The organism is Pseudomonas sp. N40(2020), from assembly GCF_014472415.1.
Lineage (GTDB): Bacteria > Pseudomonadota > Gammaproteobacteria > Pseudomonadales > Pseudomonadaceae > Aquipseudomonas.
In genome coordinates this window covers 1-17286 of record NZ_JACSZV010000049.1, presented here as the reverse complement: position 1 = coordinate 17286, position 17286 = coordinate 1, and the positions used below count along the sequence as shown (strand labels likewise).

Here is a 17286-nt window from a genome sequence, read left to right as displayed (position 1 = left end):
ATCTGTCGTGAAAGCCGGCAATTGTGCAGGTTCTGCCGCCATCGCGAGCAGGCTCACACCTGCGTTGGGAATTCCTCGTAGCCTCACAGCAAACTCCACGAAACCCCGACATAAACTCCCATCCCTTCACCCGGCGTAGACCGCGCCGCATCCAGTCCCTTGTCGTCATACCCAGGCGTGACCGTCGCCGCATAGTGTTTGTTGGTCAGGTTGCGCATATCCACCCAGGTCTGCCAGTCACCTTTGGGTGCGTTGTAGCCCAGCGTTGCGCCGAACAGTGCGTAAGGATCGGCGTAGTAGCTATTGGCGTAGTCCACGGCAACTTTGGATACCAATTGCGTGTTCATCGCCGCAAAGAACCCCTGCGGCCAGTCATAACGCAGCTCACCTTGGTAGTAATGCATCGGCAAGCCCGGCAAGCGGTTGTCACCGAAGCGATCATCATCGCGATAGTGGAAGTCGCTGAAGGTGTACGCCTGACGCAGGCTCAACTGGCGGCCGTCGGCGGCTGACCAGAGTTTGCTGGTCAAACTGGCTTCGATGCCTTGGTGCACGGTCGGGCTGGCGTTTAGCTCGTAGGGCGTTACCGCGTTGGCGTCCGGCAGTACCGAGAGCAATTCGTGACGCACCTGCGCGTAGTACCACGCCAGGCTCCACTCGCCGAGTGCGCTGTCGCCGCGTCCACCGAGTTCGAGGGTGGTGGCGGTCTGGTTTTGCAGTTTGATCGGGTCCTTCTGAGTGCCGGTCGCGGCGCCGTTGCCAGCCGGGAAGCGCACGTTGGAGCTGTAAATCAGCGACCACGGGTGCGGTGCTTCGACCGAGCGGCTGAGGTTGCCGAACACTTGCACGTCAGGCGTGATCTGGTAGCGCAGGCCGAGGCGGGGCGCGTAGTCCCAGTCGTTCATGCTGGTTTTACCGCCGCCTTCGGGGTAGGTGACTGCACTTTCGCGGCGGGTATAGATGGCGGCGAGGCCGGTGGTCAGCCACAGGTCGTCGGCGATTTCGAGGTCGTTGCCAAAATGCAGAACGGTGTCCGAACCCTGATAAGTGAAGTTGCGCATGCGCGTGCCCGGTGCATAGGCGGCGGTGTTTGGCGCGGTGGGGATGCGCACAAATTCACTGGCGCCGTCGTTGGGCAGGTGTTTGGTCACGCGCAGGCCAACGGTGCTGCGACTTTCCATGCCGAACAAAGTGTCACGACGCTTGTAATCGAAGGTCCCGCTGACGTCGGTGTAGGCGACCTTCAGACGATTCGGGCCTTCGCGCAGGTCCATCGGATAGTCGTGGTAGACGAGGCCGGTCTGGATGCTTGAATCGTCATCAATGTAGAACGTGGTTTTGTTGCCGATGAAGGTGCTGCCCGGTTGCTTGCGGCTGTCATCGCGCGAGACGTAAGCCGGGTTGGCCGCTCGTGGGTCGTGCTCGATGGTGTGCTTGGTCACGCGGCCGGCGAGGTCGTTGTCGGTCTCGCGGTAGCGGATATAGAAGCGCGTTTCCAGATTCGGGTTGAAGCGATAGCCGAAGTTGGCGATCAGGCCTTTGCTCTCGCTGGCGGTGTGATCCTGATAGCCGTCAGCGTTCGAATCGGTCAGCGACACGTAATAATCGAAGTCGCCCAGCACTTGTCCCGAACTGACCTGGCGCTGCTGATAACCATGGCTGCCGGTGGCGTAGCGCACTTGCAGTTTCGGCGCGTCGTAGCCGGTGTGGCTGACGTAATCGACGGCGCCGCCCAGTGCCAGCGCACCGCGATCAAAGCCATTGGCGCCGCGCAGCACTTCAACGTGGTCGACCCACAGGGGTTCGAGCAATTCATAAGGCGTGCCGCCGGGACCGGTCAGCGGCAGGCCGTCGAGCATGGTGTACAGCCCCGAGGCGTGCGCGCCGGGCGCCCGGTTGATGCCCGAACCACGGATCGAAATCTTCACGCCTTCGTTACCGGCCGACTGCGCATAGACCCCCGGCTGATAGGCCAGCACATCCTGATTACTGGCCACGCGACCCTGCAACGGTTGGCGCATGTCGACCACGCTCGTGCCCCCGGGCACCTGATCCAGGCGGGCCTTGGCGTCATCAACAGCCGCGTCCGTGCCGCTGCGGTCTTGCGCCGAAATCAGCACCTGCCCCAATTCCAGACCTTGAGTCTCGGCCATGGCCGGACAGGCAAGGGCCAGCCCCAACAATGCGGTGGGCAGGGATTTGGACGCGGGCATCGAGAAAACTCCAGACAGGGACGGGCAATGAACAGTGCGACGTAATAAAGAACGAAGGAAACACATGGGAATTTGCTTTTCTCGGGTTTCCATCCGTCGACTTCACTGAACCACCGTGACGCCGTGTCTTTCTACCGAGTGAGTCCATCACGAGATACCCCTATGTTCGATCAGCGCAAGAAAGAATTACTGGCGGCATGGCGCAAACTGGCGACGCAGTCGCAACCGCGGATGGACCCGGAAGAACAGTACGACGAGTTGCTCAAGGCAGCTGATGAGATGGAGGAGCAGGGACTGATCACCAGCGCCGAATGGCGTCAGTTGGTGAGGGATGCGAGCAGTGTGTTCACCCGCGACGAAGGTCGAAGCCACGGTTGATATCAGCGCTATTGCTCAGCGTTGATTCACCTTATAAACCCTCAAGATTCAGGCCGCTCGTGACGCGGCCTTTCTTTTGCTTCGGCTGTGCGCTTCTTGATGTTTGCAACAGACGCGCGAAGGCCACCTTGTCGATCGGGCGACTCATGAAATAACCCTGTACTTCGTTGCATTGATCCTTGCCGAGGATATCCAGTTGCTCCTCGGTTTCGACCCCTTCTGCGGTAACGTTCAGACCCATGGCTTTGCCCAGGCCGATGATGGCTTGCACCACCGCCCGATCATTGGCGCCGCTGCTGATCGAGGCGATGAAGCGCTTGTCGATCTTGATCCCGTCGAACGGGTAGGCGCGCAGGTAGCCGAGGGACGAATAGCCGGTGCCGAAGTCGTCCATGTTCAGGCGCACGCCCAGTTCTTTCAGCGCGTTCATGGTGGTCAGCGCGCCGTCGGTGTCGTTGAGCATGACGTTCTCGGTGATCTCCAGTTCCAGGCGACTGGCCGGGAAACGCGTATCGACCAGCACTTCGCGGACATCCTGAACCACATCGCTCACGGCAAATTGCGCCGGGGAAAGATTCACCGACAGCAAAATGTCTTCCGGCCAGGTCAGCGCCGTTTCGCAGGCTTCACGCAACACCCAGCGCCCAAGAGGGACGATCAGGTCAGTCTGCTCGGCCAGCGGAATAAACAGGTCCGGTCCTAGCAGGCCTTTGCTCGGATGCTGCCAGCGCACCAGCGCCTCGACCGAGACGATCTGCTTGCCGTCAATCTTGTAGCGTGGCTGATAGTGCAGGACGAATTCGTTGTGCTTGAGTGCATGACGCAAATCATCTTCCATTTGCCGGCGCGTCTGGATCTGGTCGCTCATGTGCGCTTCGAAATAGCACCAAGTGTTCTTGCCGTCGGATTTGGCCTGATAGAGCGCGATGTCGGCGTAGCGAATCAGCTCGCTCGGCGCGAAGCCGTGGCGGCGGCTCAAGGCAATGCCGATGCTGGCGCCAACGTGCAGCGGATAGTCTTCGAACATTACCGGCTGGTGCAGGCTGCCGATCAGGCGGGTGCAGAACTTGTCGATTTCGTGATGGCTGTCCATGCCGTTGAGCACCACCACAAACTCGTCACCACCCAGCCTCGCGACGATGTCGTTGTCACGGGTGCATTCACGCAGGCGCACGGCGACTTCTTGCAGCACCGCATCACCGGCGGGATGGCCGAGGGAGTCGTTGATCGGTTTGAAGTTGTCCAGATCGATCATCAACAGCGATAACGCTGGCGAGTGCTCTTTGAGCAACAGTGCGTCATCCAGATACCGCGCCAGCTTGTTGCGATTGGGCAGTCCGGTCAGGGCGTCGTGCATCGACAGGTGCTGGATCTGCGCATGGGCAGCGACTTCATCGGTGATGTCGCTGGCGGTACCCCGATAGCCAATGACGACATGCTTGTCGAAGATCGAGCGGGCGGACAGCCGACAGTGACGCTGCTGGCCGGAGTGGTCGCGGTAGGTGCAACGCAGGTCGCTGGTGTTGCCTTCCTCGGGCAGTTTCCTTAGCCACAATTGCAGTGGCGTGGTGTCGCAAAACAGCAATTCACCAATATCTTGCCCCAGCCAGAAGGTTTGCTGATAACCGGTCACTTCGCTGAACCGCGCGGACAAGTAGGTCAGCGACAGATCCCGATCGACCTCCCAGATCCAGTCCGAAGCGGCTTCCGCCACCGCGCGAAAGCGTTCTTCACTGGCTTCCAGCCCGCGGTTGGCGGCTTCCAATGCCTCGTTCGAGGTCTGCATGACGGCGAAGCTTTGGTCGACGTATTGCGATGAGCGCAAGGCATGCCGAAAGAAATAGGCGGTCAGCAGCATTAACACCACCATCGTCGCGCCGAGGGTAGGCAGCAATGACCCCAACAACTGTTGTCCCGGCCGCTCCATATCGGCAATCAAGCTGTAACCGGTGCTGTCCAGCGGCACCCGGGGGCGGGCCGGATCAATCGTTTCATCCAGCGCCAGCGTCAGGTTGCTCAGGCCATACTCACTGCCGATCTTGCGCAGTTTGGTGGGAGTGAGCTTGTCGACGAATACCAGCACAGAGGTTTGCTGCGCAGCATCTACCGGCCTTTGATCGTTGGGAATGATTGCCGCCGCTGACACCAGCGCTGGCCAGCCTTCAAACAGAGAATAAGTAGTGAAGGGTTGGGTCAGGTCGGCCTGGGTTTGTACGTTATCGAGCAGCGATGTGGCGCTGACTTCGAGGAAGGCCGAGAGATCGGCCTCAAGCATTTGCCCTCGAACCACTGTGTATTTGGTGCGCTCGCGATTGAGTACGAATACGCCGTCATAACCGTCACTGGTAAACAGGGTTTTACCCAGATTCTGCTCGGTGTATGCCCAGTTTGTGTCGACTTGGTTGCTCAGGCGTTCATAGGCCGTTGTCCAGTAGGCATAACTGGTGATGTAGTTCTTCGACGCGGTGATACGGTTTTCCAGGGCGCGGGCTGAATAGAACTTGATTTTGTTGATTTCTTCGCTGTCCAGCTTATCGGCAATTCCGAGCAGGGCGACAGTCGCGGCCATCACCCCGGTGACGAACAATGCGCCGACGGCAATGGCAAGGCGTCGGGTGACCACACTTTGCCGGGGTGGAGCAGGCGTCGCATAACTGGAAATATCCATTCGCTCGTCCTTGATCCGCAGTCTTCTGAATCTAGAACAATGGCGTGGGCGCGACGTTCAGATTCTTCGTGGTGCAGTGGTCCGAATCTGTAAAAGCGTAGTGAACGTGTTGAGTTTTTGCTCGAATTTATGTGCAGAAATGGGCACGGGCGCACAGTGCGAGGCCCGTGCAGATGGCATGGCGCCGGTCAGCGGCCATTCCCGAAAGCACAAGACTTCCCGCTCAAAAACCGGATAATGGCCGCCATTCGTTTAGCCGTATTCTGGTAATCCCGCATGGAAATCAAGGTCAATTTTCTCGACAACCTTCGACTTGAAGCCAAGTTCGACGACTTCACGGTGATCGCCGATCAGCCTATCCGCTATAAAGGCGATGGCTCGGCACCGGGGCCGTTCGACTACTTCCTGGCATCGTCGGCGTTGTGCGCGGCTTACTTCGTGAAGTTGTACTGCGACACCCGCAACATCCCCACAGACAATATTCGCCTGTCGCAAAACAACATCGTCGACCCGGAAAACCGCTACAACCAGATTTTCAAGATTCAGGTCGAACTGCCGGCGGACATCTCCGACAAGGATCGCCAGGGCATCCTGCGCTCCATCGACCGCTGCACTGTAAAGAAGGTCGTGCAGACCGGCCCTGAGTTCATCATCGAAGAGGTGGAAAACCTCGACGCCGATGCGCAAGCCTTGTTGATGCCGCATTCGGGTTCGGAAGCAGGCACCTACATTGCCGGCAAGGATCTGCCGCTGGAGCAGACCATCGCCAACATGTCGGGCATTCTCGCCGACCTGGGCATGAAGATTGAAATCGCTTCGTGGCGCAACATCGTGCCCAACGTGTGGTCGCTGCACATCCGCGATGCGCATTCGCCGATGTGCTTCACCAATGGCAAGGGCGCGACCAAAGAAGGCGCACTGGCCTCGGCGCTGGGCGAGTTCATCGAGCGTCTGAACTGCAACTTCTTCTACAACGATCAGTTCTGGGGCGAAGACATCGCCAACGCAAACTTCGTGCATTACCCGGACGAGCGCTGGTTCAAGCCCGGCCCGAAAGATGCGCTGCCGACCGAGATCCTCGACGAATACTGCCTCAAGATTTATAACCGCGAAGGCGATCTCCTCGGATCGCACCTGTACGACACCAACTCCGGCAACACCCAGCGCGGCATCTGCTCGCTGCCGTTTGTGCGCCAGTCCGACCAGGAAGTGGTGTACTTTCCGTCCAACCTGATCGAAAACCTGTTCCTCAGCAACGGCATGAGCGCCGGTAATACATTGGCTGAAGCACAGGTGCAGTGCCTGTCGGAAATCTTCGAGCGGGCGGTCAAACGCGAAATCCTCGAAGGGGAAATGGCGCTGCCGGACGTGCCGCAGGAAGTGCTGGAGAAATACCCAAGCATTCTGGCCGGCATCAAGGGCCTGGAAGAGCAGGGCTTCCCGGTACTGGTCAAGGATGCGTCTCTGGGCGGTGAATTCCCGGTGATGTGCGTGACCCTGATGAATCCGCGTACCGGCGGTGTATTCGCCTCGTTCGGCGCGCACCCAAGCCTTGAAGTCGCGCTGGAGCGCAGCCTGACCGAGTTGTTGCAGGGCCGTAGTTTTGAAGGCCTGAACGACTTGCCGCAGCCGACCTTCTCGGGGCAGGCCGTAACCGAGCCGAACAACTTCGTCGAGCACTTCATCGACTCCAGCGGTGTGGTGTCGTGGCGCTTCTTCAGTGCCAAGGCCGACTTCGAATTCGTCGAGTGGGACTTCTCAGGCGAAGGCGAAGACTCCAACGCCGACGAAGCCGCGACACTGTTCGGCATCCTTGAGGACATGGGCAAAGAAGTCTACATGGCGGTTTACGAGCACATCGGCGCCAAGGCTTGCCGCATTCTGGTGCCGGACTACTCGGAGATCTATCCGGTCGATGACCTGATCTGGGACAACACCAACAAAGCCCTGCAATTTCGTGCCGACATCCTCAACCTGCACAGCTTGAGCAAAGTCGGCTTGCGTAACCTGGCCCAAGGCCTGGAAAACAGCGAGCTGGACGACTACACCGACATCACCACGCTGATCGGCATCGAGTTCGACGACAACACGCCGTGGGGCAAGTTGACCATCCTCGAACTGCGCCTGCTGATCTACCTCGCCCTGCAAAAGTACGATCAGGCCAAAGACCTGGTTGAAGCGTTCCTGCAATACAACGACAACACCGTCGAGCGCGGCTTGTTCTATCAGGCCGTGAACGTGGTGCTGGAGATGGAACTGGACGAAGACCTGGAACTGGCCGACTACGAAGCCAACTTCCGCCGCATGTTTGGTAACGAGCGGATGGACGCGGCGATTGGCTCGGTGAACGGTAGCGTGCGCTTCTACGGCTTGACGCCGACGAGCATGAAGCTGGAAGGCCTGGATCGGCATTTGCGCCTGATCGAGAGCTACAAGAAGTTGCATTCGGCGCGGGCTAAAGCCACGGCTTGATCGCCATCAGCTGTGGCGAGGGGCAAATTTCCTCGCCACTTCGAGTGAACGTAATCTTGCGGTCACGCAGGAACATGGGTGGCGGCGTATCTCGCGCCAGGTCTGGCTATCAGGCCTTAGCGCCCGTGCGCCGCGTTAGCCAGTTCCCCGGTATCGACCCGCACAAAAACCGAATCACCCACCGCCGTCAGCACTTCTCCTGCGAAGACCTCACAGATCACCCGAGTCTTGCGCCCGACTTCCCCTTCGACTTTCGCCCGCAGAGTCAGCGTTACACCCATTGGCGTCGGTTTGATGAACTTGATGCCCAGGTTGCCGGTAACGCAGTCGATGCGGGGCAGGGTGCCGGGTTCGCGGTTCTCTGCACGGTAGTGATAAGCCATTGCCGTCCAGTTGGAGTGGCAGTCGACCAGCATGGCGATCAGCCCGCCGTAGACCAGGTCCGGCCAGCCGCAGTATTTGGCGTCCGGCACATGCTCCGCGAGAACGTGCACGCCGTCTTCATGCCAATAACTCTTTATATGCAGGCCGTGCGGATTGCTGCCGCCGCAGCCGTAACAAACGCCTTGCGGCGCGGCGCTGTCTTGCAGTGAGGTGTCGAGGCTGGACATGGGTGTGGTCATCCTGGTGTGGTGAGGCCGGTCAGGCGCATGCGGCATTCGGCGCCGCGCCGATCCGTTATTGCTCGGGCGCAAGCCATGTATCGACAACCCGTCGATCCAGCTCTTCCCAATACGCCATGCCCAATACCCGCGTGGTGTTCAGCCCGCGTAGATAACCGCGCAACTGATGGGCCGTGTCGCGAATCAGCTGTGGATCGGCGCCGTCTTTGTTCAGCAACACGCTTTCGTACTGGACCAGGTATTCAGCCACTCGCTCGCGGAAATCGGGCAGAACGGCGTCGCGGATCAAGTCAAACGTTCTCAAGGAGGCTTCCTCATTCATCTTTTTCTAGTTGTGATTGAGTGTGTATCAGTCTGCACGTCGGGCAACTATTGCTAGAAGTAATAGTGACCATCAAGAAACGCAAGTTCTGCTTTGTCGGCAATCGGCGGAAAATCGCCTCCATCGAACACGCAGCCAAGGAATTTGCGCGATGAAAACTCTGACTCGACTGGCCCTCGTCGCCCTGCTGATGGGTGCTGCCGCTGCACCGACCTACGCAGATGACGCCCGGTCGTGTCACTTTCAAACCATCACCGGAAGCAGCGCGACGTTGCAGCATTCGCAAACCGTCGGTGTGCTGTACAGCGAAAACACCTTGGACAACCTGCAATACCTCGAGCGCTACCATGACATGGCGGTCAACGGCGCGAAAGATGCGCTGGACTCGCGGATTCGTGAAGCCTTCGTCAATAGTTCCGATCCGGAACTGGCGATTGACTGGTTGATGAGTTCGTTGCAACAGCAGTTCTTGTCCGTGACCGTTTACGACAGCCTTGATGCCTTGGTCCAGGCTCATCCGGATGTGGTGGTCAAGCTCGACACCTTCAACCGCCTGATGACCCAACGCAACAGCCTGGTCGAAGCGCGTTTCACCGCTCGTTTCTACGACGCCGATCTGCAATACATCGGCAAGGCCGAAGGTGCCGTGGAAAAGCAGCTGCCTTCTGCCTGGGTGCAGAACCAGGCAGCGCCGCACATCGCCGCACAGATCGAGAAGCAACGCGACTTGCAACTCAACGCACTGAAGCAATTCGACAGCTCGCTGAAAGCGCTGGTGTCGGCAAGCTGAACACTTAAAACATAAATGGCAACGGCGGCGCCGTGAAGCTGGACCGTTGCCGGTTGAACCGAACCTTTATTTTCAGGATTACACCGATGCGTCCTTTATTCGTGCCTGCCATGGCTTTTGCTTCCTTGTTGCTCGCCGGTTGCGCCTCCGCACCGAACGACCCGACGCTGACCTTGCAGACCAGCAAGACGCCGGCGCAATACGCCGATTGTGTTGTGCCGAAACTGCAGGGCAGTGCGATGAACCCGACCGTCTCGCAAACCCAGCGCAGCTACCGGATCGTGGTGCCGAGCAAGGTGGCGGCGGACAACGTGCTGGAAGCCTACAAGGCCGGCAATGGCGGCAAGGTGTTTCTCTACGAGCGTCACCTGCTGGCCTCGAACTTCATGCCATCGAGTTTTGAACGGGCAGCTCAGGACTGCATCTGATTTCGCTCGGTAAACGTATCTGACAGAGCTCCTTTGGTTGGCCGCAACCAACCAATTCTTTGCCCCGCGCCTTCATTCGGTCGCGGGGCTTTTTTTGTCCGTCGTTTGGTGACCTAAGCGGCGGGCGTCAGCTCAAACCCATTTGAACTGAGCCGGGAATCGCGCTATGAAGCGGGTTCCCGATTGGATGTCTGATGTGACGCTCAGGCTGCCGTTGTGCGCCGTCGCGATCTGCGACGCGATATAGAGCCCCAATCCCAGCCCCTCATCGCGCTGCCCGGCTTCGGATCGGGAAAAAGGCTCGAACAACAGTGGCATCAACTGCGCTGGAATCGGCGTGCCCTGGTTGGTCAGCGAGATGACAATCTCGTTGTTCTCGGAACAGGCGTTGAGGATGATCGGTGTGCCGGTTGACCCATGAGTGACCGCGTTCCCCAGTAAATTGGAGAGCAATTGGCTGATGCGCAAAGCATCGCAATAGATGCCTGCCGGTATGTCCAGCGCATGCACGAACGTTGCCTGCGGATGGGAAGCCTGGACTTCTTCGAGTGTCAGCAGCAACGTCTTCTGCAAGTCGTCCACTAACTTTCGTTGCACCGGAATCCCGCCGCCCAGCCGTCCCCGGGCAAAGTCGAGGATGTTCTCGATCAGCACGCCCATGCGCACAGAGCTGTGGCGGATCGCCGCAAGCAAATTGAGCGAACGCTTGTCTTCGGTTTTGCTTTCGAGCAGGTCGGCGCTCATGCGAATGGCGCTCAGTGGCGTGCGCAGGTCATGCCCCAGTACCGCGATGAATTGCTCGCGCAGCCTGCCAAGCTCATTGGCCGTGTCCAGAGCGGTTTTGGTGGCTTGAAGATGGCTTTGAGTGTCGAGACTCATGGCAATCAGTTGGGCAAAGAGCGTGAGCGTCTTGGCGATGGCGGGTTCTTCAAGATTCGCCGGGACCGAGTCGATGGCGCAAAGCGTGCCGAAAAAATCACCGTTGGCTTTCACTATCGGAATGGAAATATAGCTCTCCAGTCCATAGGTTTTTGGCGTGTGATGCTGTGAAAACACCGGGTGGGCACTGGCATGGCCAAAAATCACCGGCTGTTGGTGTTTCCGGATCTCGTGACAGATGGTCGATTCGAGGACCAGCTCGCCGCCAGGCTTGAGTCCGAAATCGATCGAGTCGTCGACTGCGCACGCCACCCAGTTCTTATCGGTGACGCGAGCAACCGCAGCGAAGCGCATGCCAGTGAGGTGTTTGACCATGCTCAGGATCACGGGCACCGCGTCAATGCTGCGGATGGCGTCGATGTCTGCGGCAAATTCTGGAGGGGGCATGGGGCGGCACTTCGAAATGATCTCGCTCAGAGACTATCTCTAATTGCCGAACATGACTAATTGGTGAGGCAAAAAAGGGTGCAGCGGATTTCCCGGGCGCCCTTTGCGGCTGTGCCGAGGGTGTTAAACCACTCAGAACTTGTATTTGGCGGTCAGCATGTAACTGCGCGGATTGCCGTAGTTTTCGGTAGAGCCCCACGTGACGTCGGTGCCGATGGCGGAGTAGTAGACACGATCGAAGATGTTGTTCGCGTTGACCTGCAGATCCAGGTGTTTATTGACTTCGTAGCCAGCCATCAAGTCGGTAATCGCGTAACTGCCCTGTTCAAGGCGATAGCTGCCATTGGTCAGCGCGATGTCGTTGTACATGCGGCTTTGCCAGTAGACGTTGCCACCGACGCGCAATTTTTCCAGTGGCCCCTGGAGGCGGTACAGGGTGGAGACTTTGAACAAGTGCTCAGGCGTGTCGGTTTCGAAACGCTGATTATTGTTAGCTGGGTCTGCGTCCTTGATGTAGTGGGCGCGGGTGTAGGTGTAGCCGGCGCCGACCTGCCAGTTTTCCGTGAGTGCGCCTTGCAGTTCAAGATCAATGCCTTGGCTGCGGACTTTGCCAGATGCGTTGTAGCAGGTCATGACCGGGCAACCCAACTGATTTGCCGACAGGGTTGAGCGGTTGGTCTGATCCATCTGGAACACGGCCAGACTGGCGTTAAGTGCACCGTTGAAATATTCGCCCTTGATGCCGACCTCGTAGTTTTCACCCACGATCGGCTCCAGCAGCTTGCCGGAGAGATCTTTCTGGGTTTGTGGCGTGAAGATGTCGGTGTAGCTGGCGTAAACGGAGTAGTGGTCGTCGAGTTTGTAGATCAGGCCGGCATATCGCGTCAGGTTGCGGGTGACTTTGTAGTCGCCATCGCCAGTGCGGTCATCGTTGTCATACCAGTCCAGGCGGCTGCCGAGGATCAGCGTCAGCGGATCGGCCAGACTCAGGCGGGTGGTCAGGTAAACGGCATCTTGTGTGGTGACGTTGCGGGTTTTGCCGTCACGCACAAAATCGGGTTTCGGCGCCCCGATTGGCCACGCGGTGGTGTAGGGATCGTATTCCTTGGAGGTCGCATCGTAGACACGGTTGCTGGCACCCACGACCAGTTCGTGGGTGCGGCCGAAGGCTTCGAACGGGCCGCTGGCGAACGCATCGAAAGCGGTCTGCTTGTCGGTGTTGTGCGATTGGTACGCCGTGGTTTCCAGAGGACCGGCGTAACGCGACAGGTAAGTGCCTGAGAATTCACCGTTCAGTGTCGAGGACGAACCGGCTACGTGGAGTTTCCAGTCGTTGTCGAAGCGGTGTTCGACTTCACCGAAGACCGTGTCGATCTGCAGCTTCTTGTTCTCCCAATCGGAGCCACCGTAGGTGGAGCGGGGCAGATCGAGGTGGTGGCCGTTGGTGCCGATCGGCAAGCCGCCCCAGAAATAGTTGGTCTGTTCGTTTTGACGGGAGAAACCCAGGGTCGCGGTGGTGCTGTCGCTCAGGTCGGCTTCACCGATGGCATAGAACAAACCGTGATCGTTTTCTTCTTTGTCGCGGAAGCTGTCGGCGCCCTGATAGGAACCCACAACACGGCCACGCAACGTGCCGCTTTCGTTCAGTGGGCCGGAGGCGTCGATCTCGCCGCGGTAATCATCCCAACTGCCCGCTGCGCCGGTCAGCGTCACTTGCGGCGTGAATGTCGGGCGTTTGCGCACCATGTTGATCGCGGCAGACGGGTTGCCGGCACCGGTGACGAGACCGGTCGCACCGCGCACGATTTCAACCCGGTCGAACATTGCCAGGTTCGGTTGCACCGCCATCGTGTACGGCGAATAAGAACTCGGCAGGCCGTCGTACATGATGTTATCGATGTCGAAACCGCGAGACTTGTAGGTCTGTCGGCCCGGACCGCCGGCCTGACTGAGGAATAACCCCGGCGTTGCCCGCACCACATCGTTGATGCTGGTCATCGCCTGATCGTCCATGCGCTGGCGGGTGATGACGGTCACTGCCTGAGGCGTTTCGCGCAGGGTCAGCGACAGCTTGGTCGCGGTCTGCATCGGGCCGGTGGTGTAGGACTGCGAACCTTCAGTGGTGCTGCTCATCTGCGTGGCGCCGATTTCGGTCGCGCCGAGTTCCAGCGTCGTCGGTGCAACGGCGTTTTCAGGCGTGGATGTCGCAGCCTCGTCAGCCATGGCAGGCGCGATGCTGGCCGCGCAGATAGCCAGTGCCAACAGGTTAGGTGAAAGATTCGAGCGGCGGTGAATGGTGTGAAACGACATCAATCTGCTTCCCCAAATGATACGAAAACGAATCCAGTGCAAGTGCTTGTAGGAATTATTCGCATTAGTGTGTCAGATGGTTCCGCTCGAAGAAAGCTGTACGGCTCAGATAGTTAACAAGATTTTCACATCTGCGCGGGTGCGCAACATCGGGAAGTCCACCGAGCTAGAGCGGTCGGTGGGTGTTGGCAGGCTGAGGAGGTCTGGATCGAGGATCAACGCAGCGCCTGAAATGGCGCTGCTATTGAGATGGCGTTACGAGTGGGAGAGGGGTCAGTTCAGGTCATCGGCCTGATGACGTTCAGGCACCTGAGTCGCCTCATCGCCCCATGTCCGATTGACGCGCAACCCGCGAACGACCGCAGGCCGATTGGCGATCTCCTCTGCCCAGCGCTGTACATGGGTGTACTCCTGCGCCGAAAGGAACTCCGCCGCCGAATACACATTGTTGCGCACCAGTTGGCCGTACCACGACCAGACCGCAATGTCGGCAATGGTGTAGCTGTCACCGGCAAGGTAAGGGCTTTCGGCGAGGCGCCGATTGAGCACATCCAGTTGCCGCTTGGTTTCCATGGTGAAGCGATTGATGGGGTACTCCATTTTCTCTGGTGCATAGGCATAGAAGTGCCCAAACCCGCCGCCCAGATAAGGCGCCGAACCCATCTGCCAGAACAGCCAGTTGAGGGTTTCGGTGCGTCCAGCCGGATTCTTGGGCAGGAAGGCGCCGAACTTCTCCGCGAGATAAAGCAGGATCGAACCCGACTCGAAGACACGAACCGGTGGCTCGACGCTGCGGTCGAGCAGCGCGGGAATTTTCGAGTTCGGATTGATATCGACAAAACCGCTGGAGAACTGATCGCCCTCGCCAATGCGGATCAGCCATGCGTCGTATTCGGCGGCGGTATGCCCCAGCGCCAGCAACTCCTCAAGCAGGATGGTCACCTTCACGCCATTGGGTGTGGCCAGCGAATAGAGCTGCAACGGGTGCTTGCCGACTGGCAGCGTTTTCTCATGCGTCGGCCCGGCAATCGGGCGGTTGATGCTGGCGAACTGGCCGCCGGACGGCGCTTCGTTTTTCCAGACCTTGGGCGGAACGTAGGGCGCTTTACTCATGAAATTGGCCTCGTCGATTGCTGGCTGAGATGAAGTGAGATAGACACCGTATGGAAAAATGTTGGCGGGTGCCAGTGAAGTCCGGTTATTTCACGTTGCCGGCAGACCTGTCCAAAAACTCGGTAATCAGCGCAATCGTCTGCGCCTGGATCACCGGGCGTGGACGTCCGCCGTCGCCATCGGTGCAGATGATGCCGTCACCGGGGGCGTCTTCTTCGAGCATTGCGATCGCGCCGGGTTTGCACAGCGACAGAAAACTGAAATGGCTGGCGTCGCTGATCTCGACATACTGGCTGGAGGTTTTCGGCAGACGCTTGGCCAGGTCGGCGGATTCCAACTCGGCGGGTAAGTCTTGGGACGGCACGCCTGCGGCAATCACCAACACCGGCACTTGCAGCGCCGCGAGGCTGTCATCGGTGAAGCCGCGTGACAGGCCCAAATCCAGCGAAACCACGGCCGTCACGCGTTTATCGCGTAAATCGGCGGCCAGTCGAGCCTTCGATGCCGGGTTGCTGGCGGGATTCATCTGTTGGTAAACCGAGCAACTGGCCAGTTGCGAATGGACTTTGCATTCCCGTGCATAAAGCTCTGTGTCGAAACGAGCGCTGGCGATTTCCAGGCCGGTCCAGCCGCCCAGTGAATGGCCCGCGACGGCAATACGACGCTGCGCGACTGCGCCGAACTTTTCCGGTTGAGCCGTCACCGCATCGATGGCGCGGCTGATGTCCACGGGTCGCTGCCATAACTGCGCAGCCGCTTCAGGGCTGCGGTCATGGGTGGTACTGCCGGGATGATTGACCGCCGCGACGATGTAACCCTGATGCGCCAGTGCACTGGCCAGCCACGCCTGATTGCCCCAATTGCCGCGGTAACCGTGGGAGAGCACCAGCAATGGATGCTCGCCGCTGACGGGTGGCGCATTGTCGACAGCCAGGACACCGACAAACGCCGGATTGTCGGCGATCAGTTTTGGTGTGGCAGTGCTTGCACCGGCGGGGTACCAGACGACCATTTCTAGCGGGCGTTCATTGTTCGCGTCCGGCAACTTGAGGCTCTGGAAACCGATCGGGTTTTCGTCAGCGAATGCGCTGGTGCTCAGGCAAATGAGCAGCAGAGAACCGAGGGCTTTTTTCATTGTTTTTATCTTCCGTGATGGGGCCGATTGGCGAGGTGGACTTTGCCTCAACCCGAGCGTTTCAGCGAGTGTCTTCGAGCGCCCCGGCGACAATTTCCTCTATCGGCCAGCGTACGTTCAAATGCTCCGTCAAATAATCCATGAAGGCCTTGGCCTTGCCGGTCATCGCCGCACGCTCCTGCACACAGGCGTAAATCTCCATCGGCTCGACCACCGCGTGTGTTGCGTTATCGCGCTGTTCGAACAGCGGCAGCAGTTGGCCGCTTGCCAGATAAGGTGCAGCGACGAATTCTGCCAGCCGAGTAATCCCCGCGCCGCTGATTGCCATCTGCGCCAGCGCGTCGATGTCGTCACTGATGGCGGTGGCATTGATGCTCGCGTCGTAACGCTGGCCGTCACGCAGAAAACTCCAGCGCAAAAAGCGCCCGTCCAGCGGGTAACGAAATGCCAGGCACGCGTGGTTTTGCAGATCGTCCGGCGATTGCGGCACGCCGGCGCGCTCCAGATAAGCAGGGGCTGCGCAGAAGATGAAGGGCAAGGAGACGATCTTGCGCGCGACGATGCCATCTTCCAGTTGTGGCTTGATCCGCAGGCTCAGATCGATGCCGTCCTGGATGTGGTTGATCTTGCCGTCGGTGGTCGACAACTCAATGAGCAGACGCGGGTGTTGTGCGGCGAAGCCGGCGATCAGAGGTGCCAGCACATGGCGTCCGAAGGCAGAGGTCGAGGCAATGCTCATTCGGCCTTGTAGTTCGGTTTCCTCAGTGCAGATTGAGCTTTGCGCCGATTCCAGATCCGCCGCGATGCGCTTGACCTTGTCGTAGTACACCGCGCCGTTCTCCGTCAGCGCCATGCTTCGCGTTGTGCGTTGCAGAAGACGCACGCCGAGGTGCGCCTCCAGACGATTGAGGGTCTGACTTACCGCCGCCGCACTGACGCCCAGGATCTTGGCGGCACCGACGATGGAGCCCGATTCCACCACTTTGATAAAACTGGCAATTGCCGCTAACAGATTCATCCATGGCCTGCGCAATAGGGGTTGATTCGTAAGTTCTGCTTTATAAAGTACCTACGGGTAGACGTCTAGTTGAGGACAATCGGCTTTGCTAAGGTGCCCGCTCCCTGTCAATGGATGGAAAAGCCATATGAATCAAAGAACCAGCTCCGATGCCTTGTACGTCAGCCGGCGCAAGCTGTCAGCGCGTGCGACACCCTATGTGTTCGCGCTGTACATGGCGACGATCATGGCGTTCCTCATGTCGTTGGTAATCACGGCCTCCAACTCCGGCATTGATAACGACTACCTGAGTAATACGTTGCACGCCTATAAGTTGGCGATGCCGGTGGCATTCCTGTGCATCCTCGTCGTACGGCCCATCGTGATCAAACTGGTGGCGTTGACTGTGCATCCGCACCTCCCGCGCTGACCTGTTCCCGGACAATCAATCGAAACTTCGCCGTCAGCCCGACTGTCCAGATCCTTAACACGACCTCTGTAGGAGCTGCCG

Annotated in this window: 14 protein-coding genes; 5 read left to right on the top strand and 9 right to left on the bottom strand. The window is 58.8% G+C overall.

Features of this window, described 5'->3' with window-relative positions:
* Positions 1-83: 83 nt before the first annotated feature.
* The gene (locus IAI51_RS24475) at positions 84-2213 is read right to left on the bottom strand and encodes a TonB-dependent receptor family protein (RefSeq protein ID WP_187680814.1); all 2130 of its coding nucleotides are present in this window, start codon (positions 2211-2213) and stop codon (positions 84-86) included.
* Between the two features lie 162 nt (positions 2214-2375).
* On the opposite strand from IAI51_RS24475, the gene IAI51_RS24470 reads away from it, so the two are divergent.
* Positions 2376-2591 carry a hypothetical protein gene (locus IAI51_RS24470; protein ID WP_187680813.1) on the top strand — a complete coding sequence of 72 codons (216 nt, stop codon included), beginning with the start codon at positions 2376-2378 and terminating at the stop codon, positions 2589-2591.
* A gap of 31 nt (positions 2592-2622) precedes the next feature.
* Here IAI51_RS24470 and IAI51_RS24465 read toward each other — a convergent pair whose 3' ends face one another.
* Positions 2623-5259: an EAL domain-containing protein gene (locus tag IAI51_RS24465; protein WP_187680812.1), complete on the bottom strand. Its 2637-nt coding sequence runs from the start codon at positions 5257-5259 to the stop codon at positions 2623-2625.
* A 276-nt stretch (positions 5260-5535) separates the two neighbouring features.
* On the opposite strand from IAI51_RS24465, the gene IAI51_RS24460 reads away from it, so the two are divergent.
* Positions 5536-7731: an OsmC domain/YcaO domain-containing protein gene (locus IAI51_RS24460; RefSeq protein WP_187680811.1), complete on the top strand. Its 2196-nt coding sequence runs from the start codon at positions 5536-5538 to the stop codon at positions 7729-7731.
* A 116-nt stretch (positions 7732-7847) separates the two neighbouring features.
* Here the strand turns inward: IAI51_RS24460 and IAI51_RS24455 are convergent, their stop codons facing one another.
* The gene (locus IAI51_RS24455; RefSeq protein WP_187680810.1) at positions 7848-8342 is read right to left on the bottom strand and encodes a PaaI family thioesterase; all 495 of its coding nucleotides are present in this window, start codon (positions 8340-8342) and stop codon (positions 7848-7850) included.
* Between the two features lie 67 nt (positions 8343-8409).
* The gene (locus IAI51_RS24450) at positions 8410-8658 is read right to left on the bottom strand and encodes a hypothetical protein (protein WP_187680809.1); all 249 of its coding nucleotides are present in this window, start codon (positions 8656-8658) and stop codon (positions 8410-8412) included.
* Between the two features lie 169 nt (positions 8659-8827).
* Between IAI51_RS24450 and IAI51_RS24445 the strand changes: the two genes are divergently transcribed.
* On the top strand, positions 8828-9466 hold the full coding sequence (locus IAI51_RS24445; RefSeq protein ID WP_187680808.1) for an ATPase: 639 nt from the start codon (positions 8828-8830) through the stop codon (positions 9464-9466).
* A gap of 86 nt (positions 9467-9552) precedes the next feature.
* Positions 9553-9894: a hypothetical protein gene (locus IAI51_RS24440; protein WP_187680807.1), complete on the top strand. Its 342-nt coding sequence runs from the start codon at positions 9553-9555 to the stop codon at positions 9892-9894.
* A gap of 132 nt (positions 9895-10026) precedes the next feature.
* On the opposite strand, the gene IAI51_RS24435 is transcribed toward IAI51_RS24440, so the two are convergent.
* The 5 genes from IAI51_RS24435 to IAI51_RS24415 all read right to left on the bottom strand — a co-directional run bounded on the left by IAI51_RS24435 (position 10027) and on the right by IAI51_RS24415 (position 16796).
* Entirely contained in the window at positions 10027-11220 is a 1194-nt protein-coding gene (locus IAI51_RS24435) for a GAF domain-containing sensor histidine kinase (protein ID WP_187680806.1), read from the bottom strand.
* Between the two features lie 132 nt (positions 11221-11352).
* Entirely contained in the window at positions 11353-13530 is a 2178-nt protein-coding gene (locus IAI51_RS24430; protein ID WP_187680805.1) for a TonB-dependent siderophore receptor, read from the bottom strand.
* 273 nt (positions 13531-13803) lie between these two features.
* On the bottom strand, positions 13804-14643 hold the full coding sequence (gene yghU, locus IAI51_RS24425; protein WP_187680804.1) for a glutathione-dependent disulfide-bond oxidoreductase: 840 nt from the start codon (positions 14641-14643) through the stop codon (positions 13804-13806).
* A gap of 85 nt (positions 14644-14728) precedes the next feature.
* Positions 14729-15778 (bottom strand): alpha/beta hydrolase family protein, encoded by a 1050-nt coding sequence (locus IAI51_RS24420; protein WP_187680803.1) that lies wholly within the window; start codon positions 15776-15778, stop codon positions 14729-14731.
* Between the two features lie 61 nt (positions 15779-15839).
* Complete coding sequence (locus tag IAI51_RS24415) at positions 15840-16796, bottom strand: LysR family transcriptional regulator (RefSeq protein ID WP_187680802.1); 957 nt, start codon at positions 16794-16796, stop codon at positions 15840-15842.
* A gap of 127 nt (positions 16797-16923) precedes the next feature.
* Between IAI51_RS24415 and IAI51_RS24410 the strand changes: the two genes are divergently transcribed.
* Positions 16924-17205 carry a DUF2798 domain-containing protein gene (locus IAI51_RS24410; protein WP_187680801.1) on the top strand — a complete coding sequence of 94 codons (282 nt, stop codon included), beginning with the start codon at positions 16924-16926 and terminating at the stop codon, positions 17203-17205.
* Positions 17206-17286: the final 81 nt, after the last annotated feature.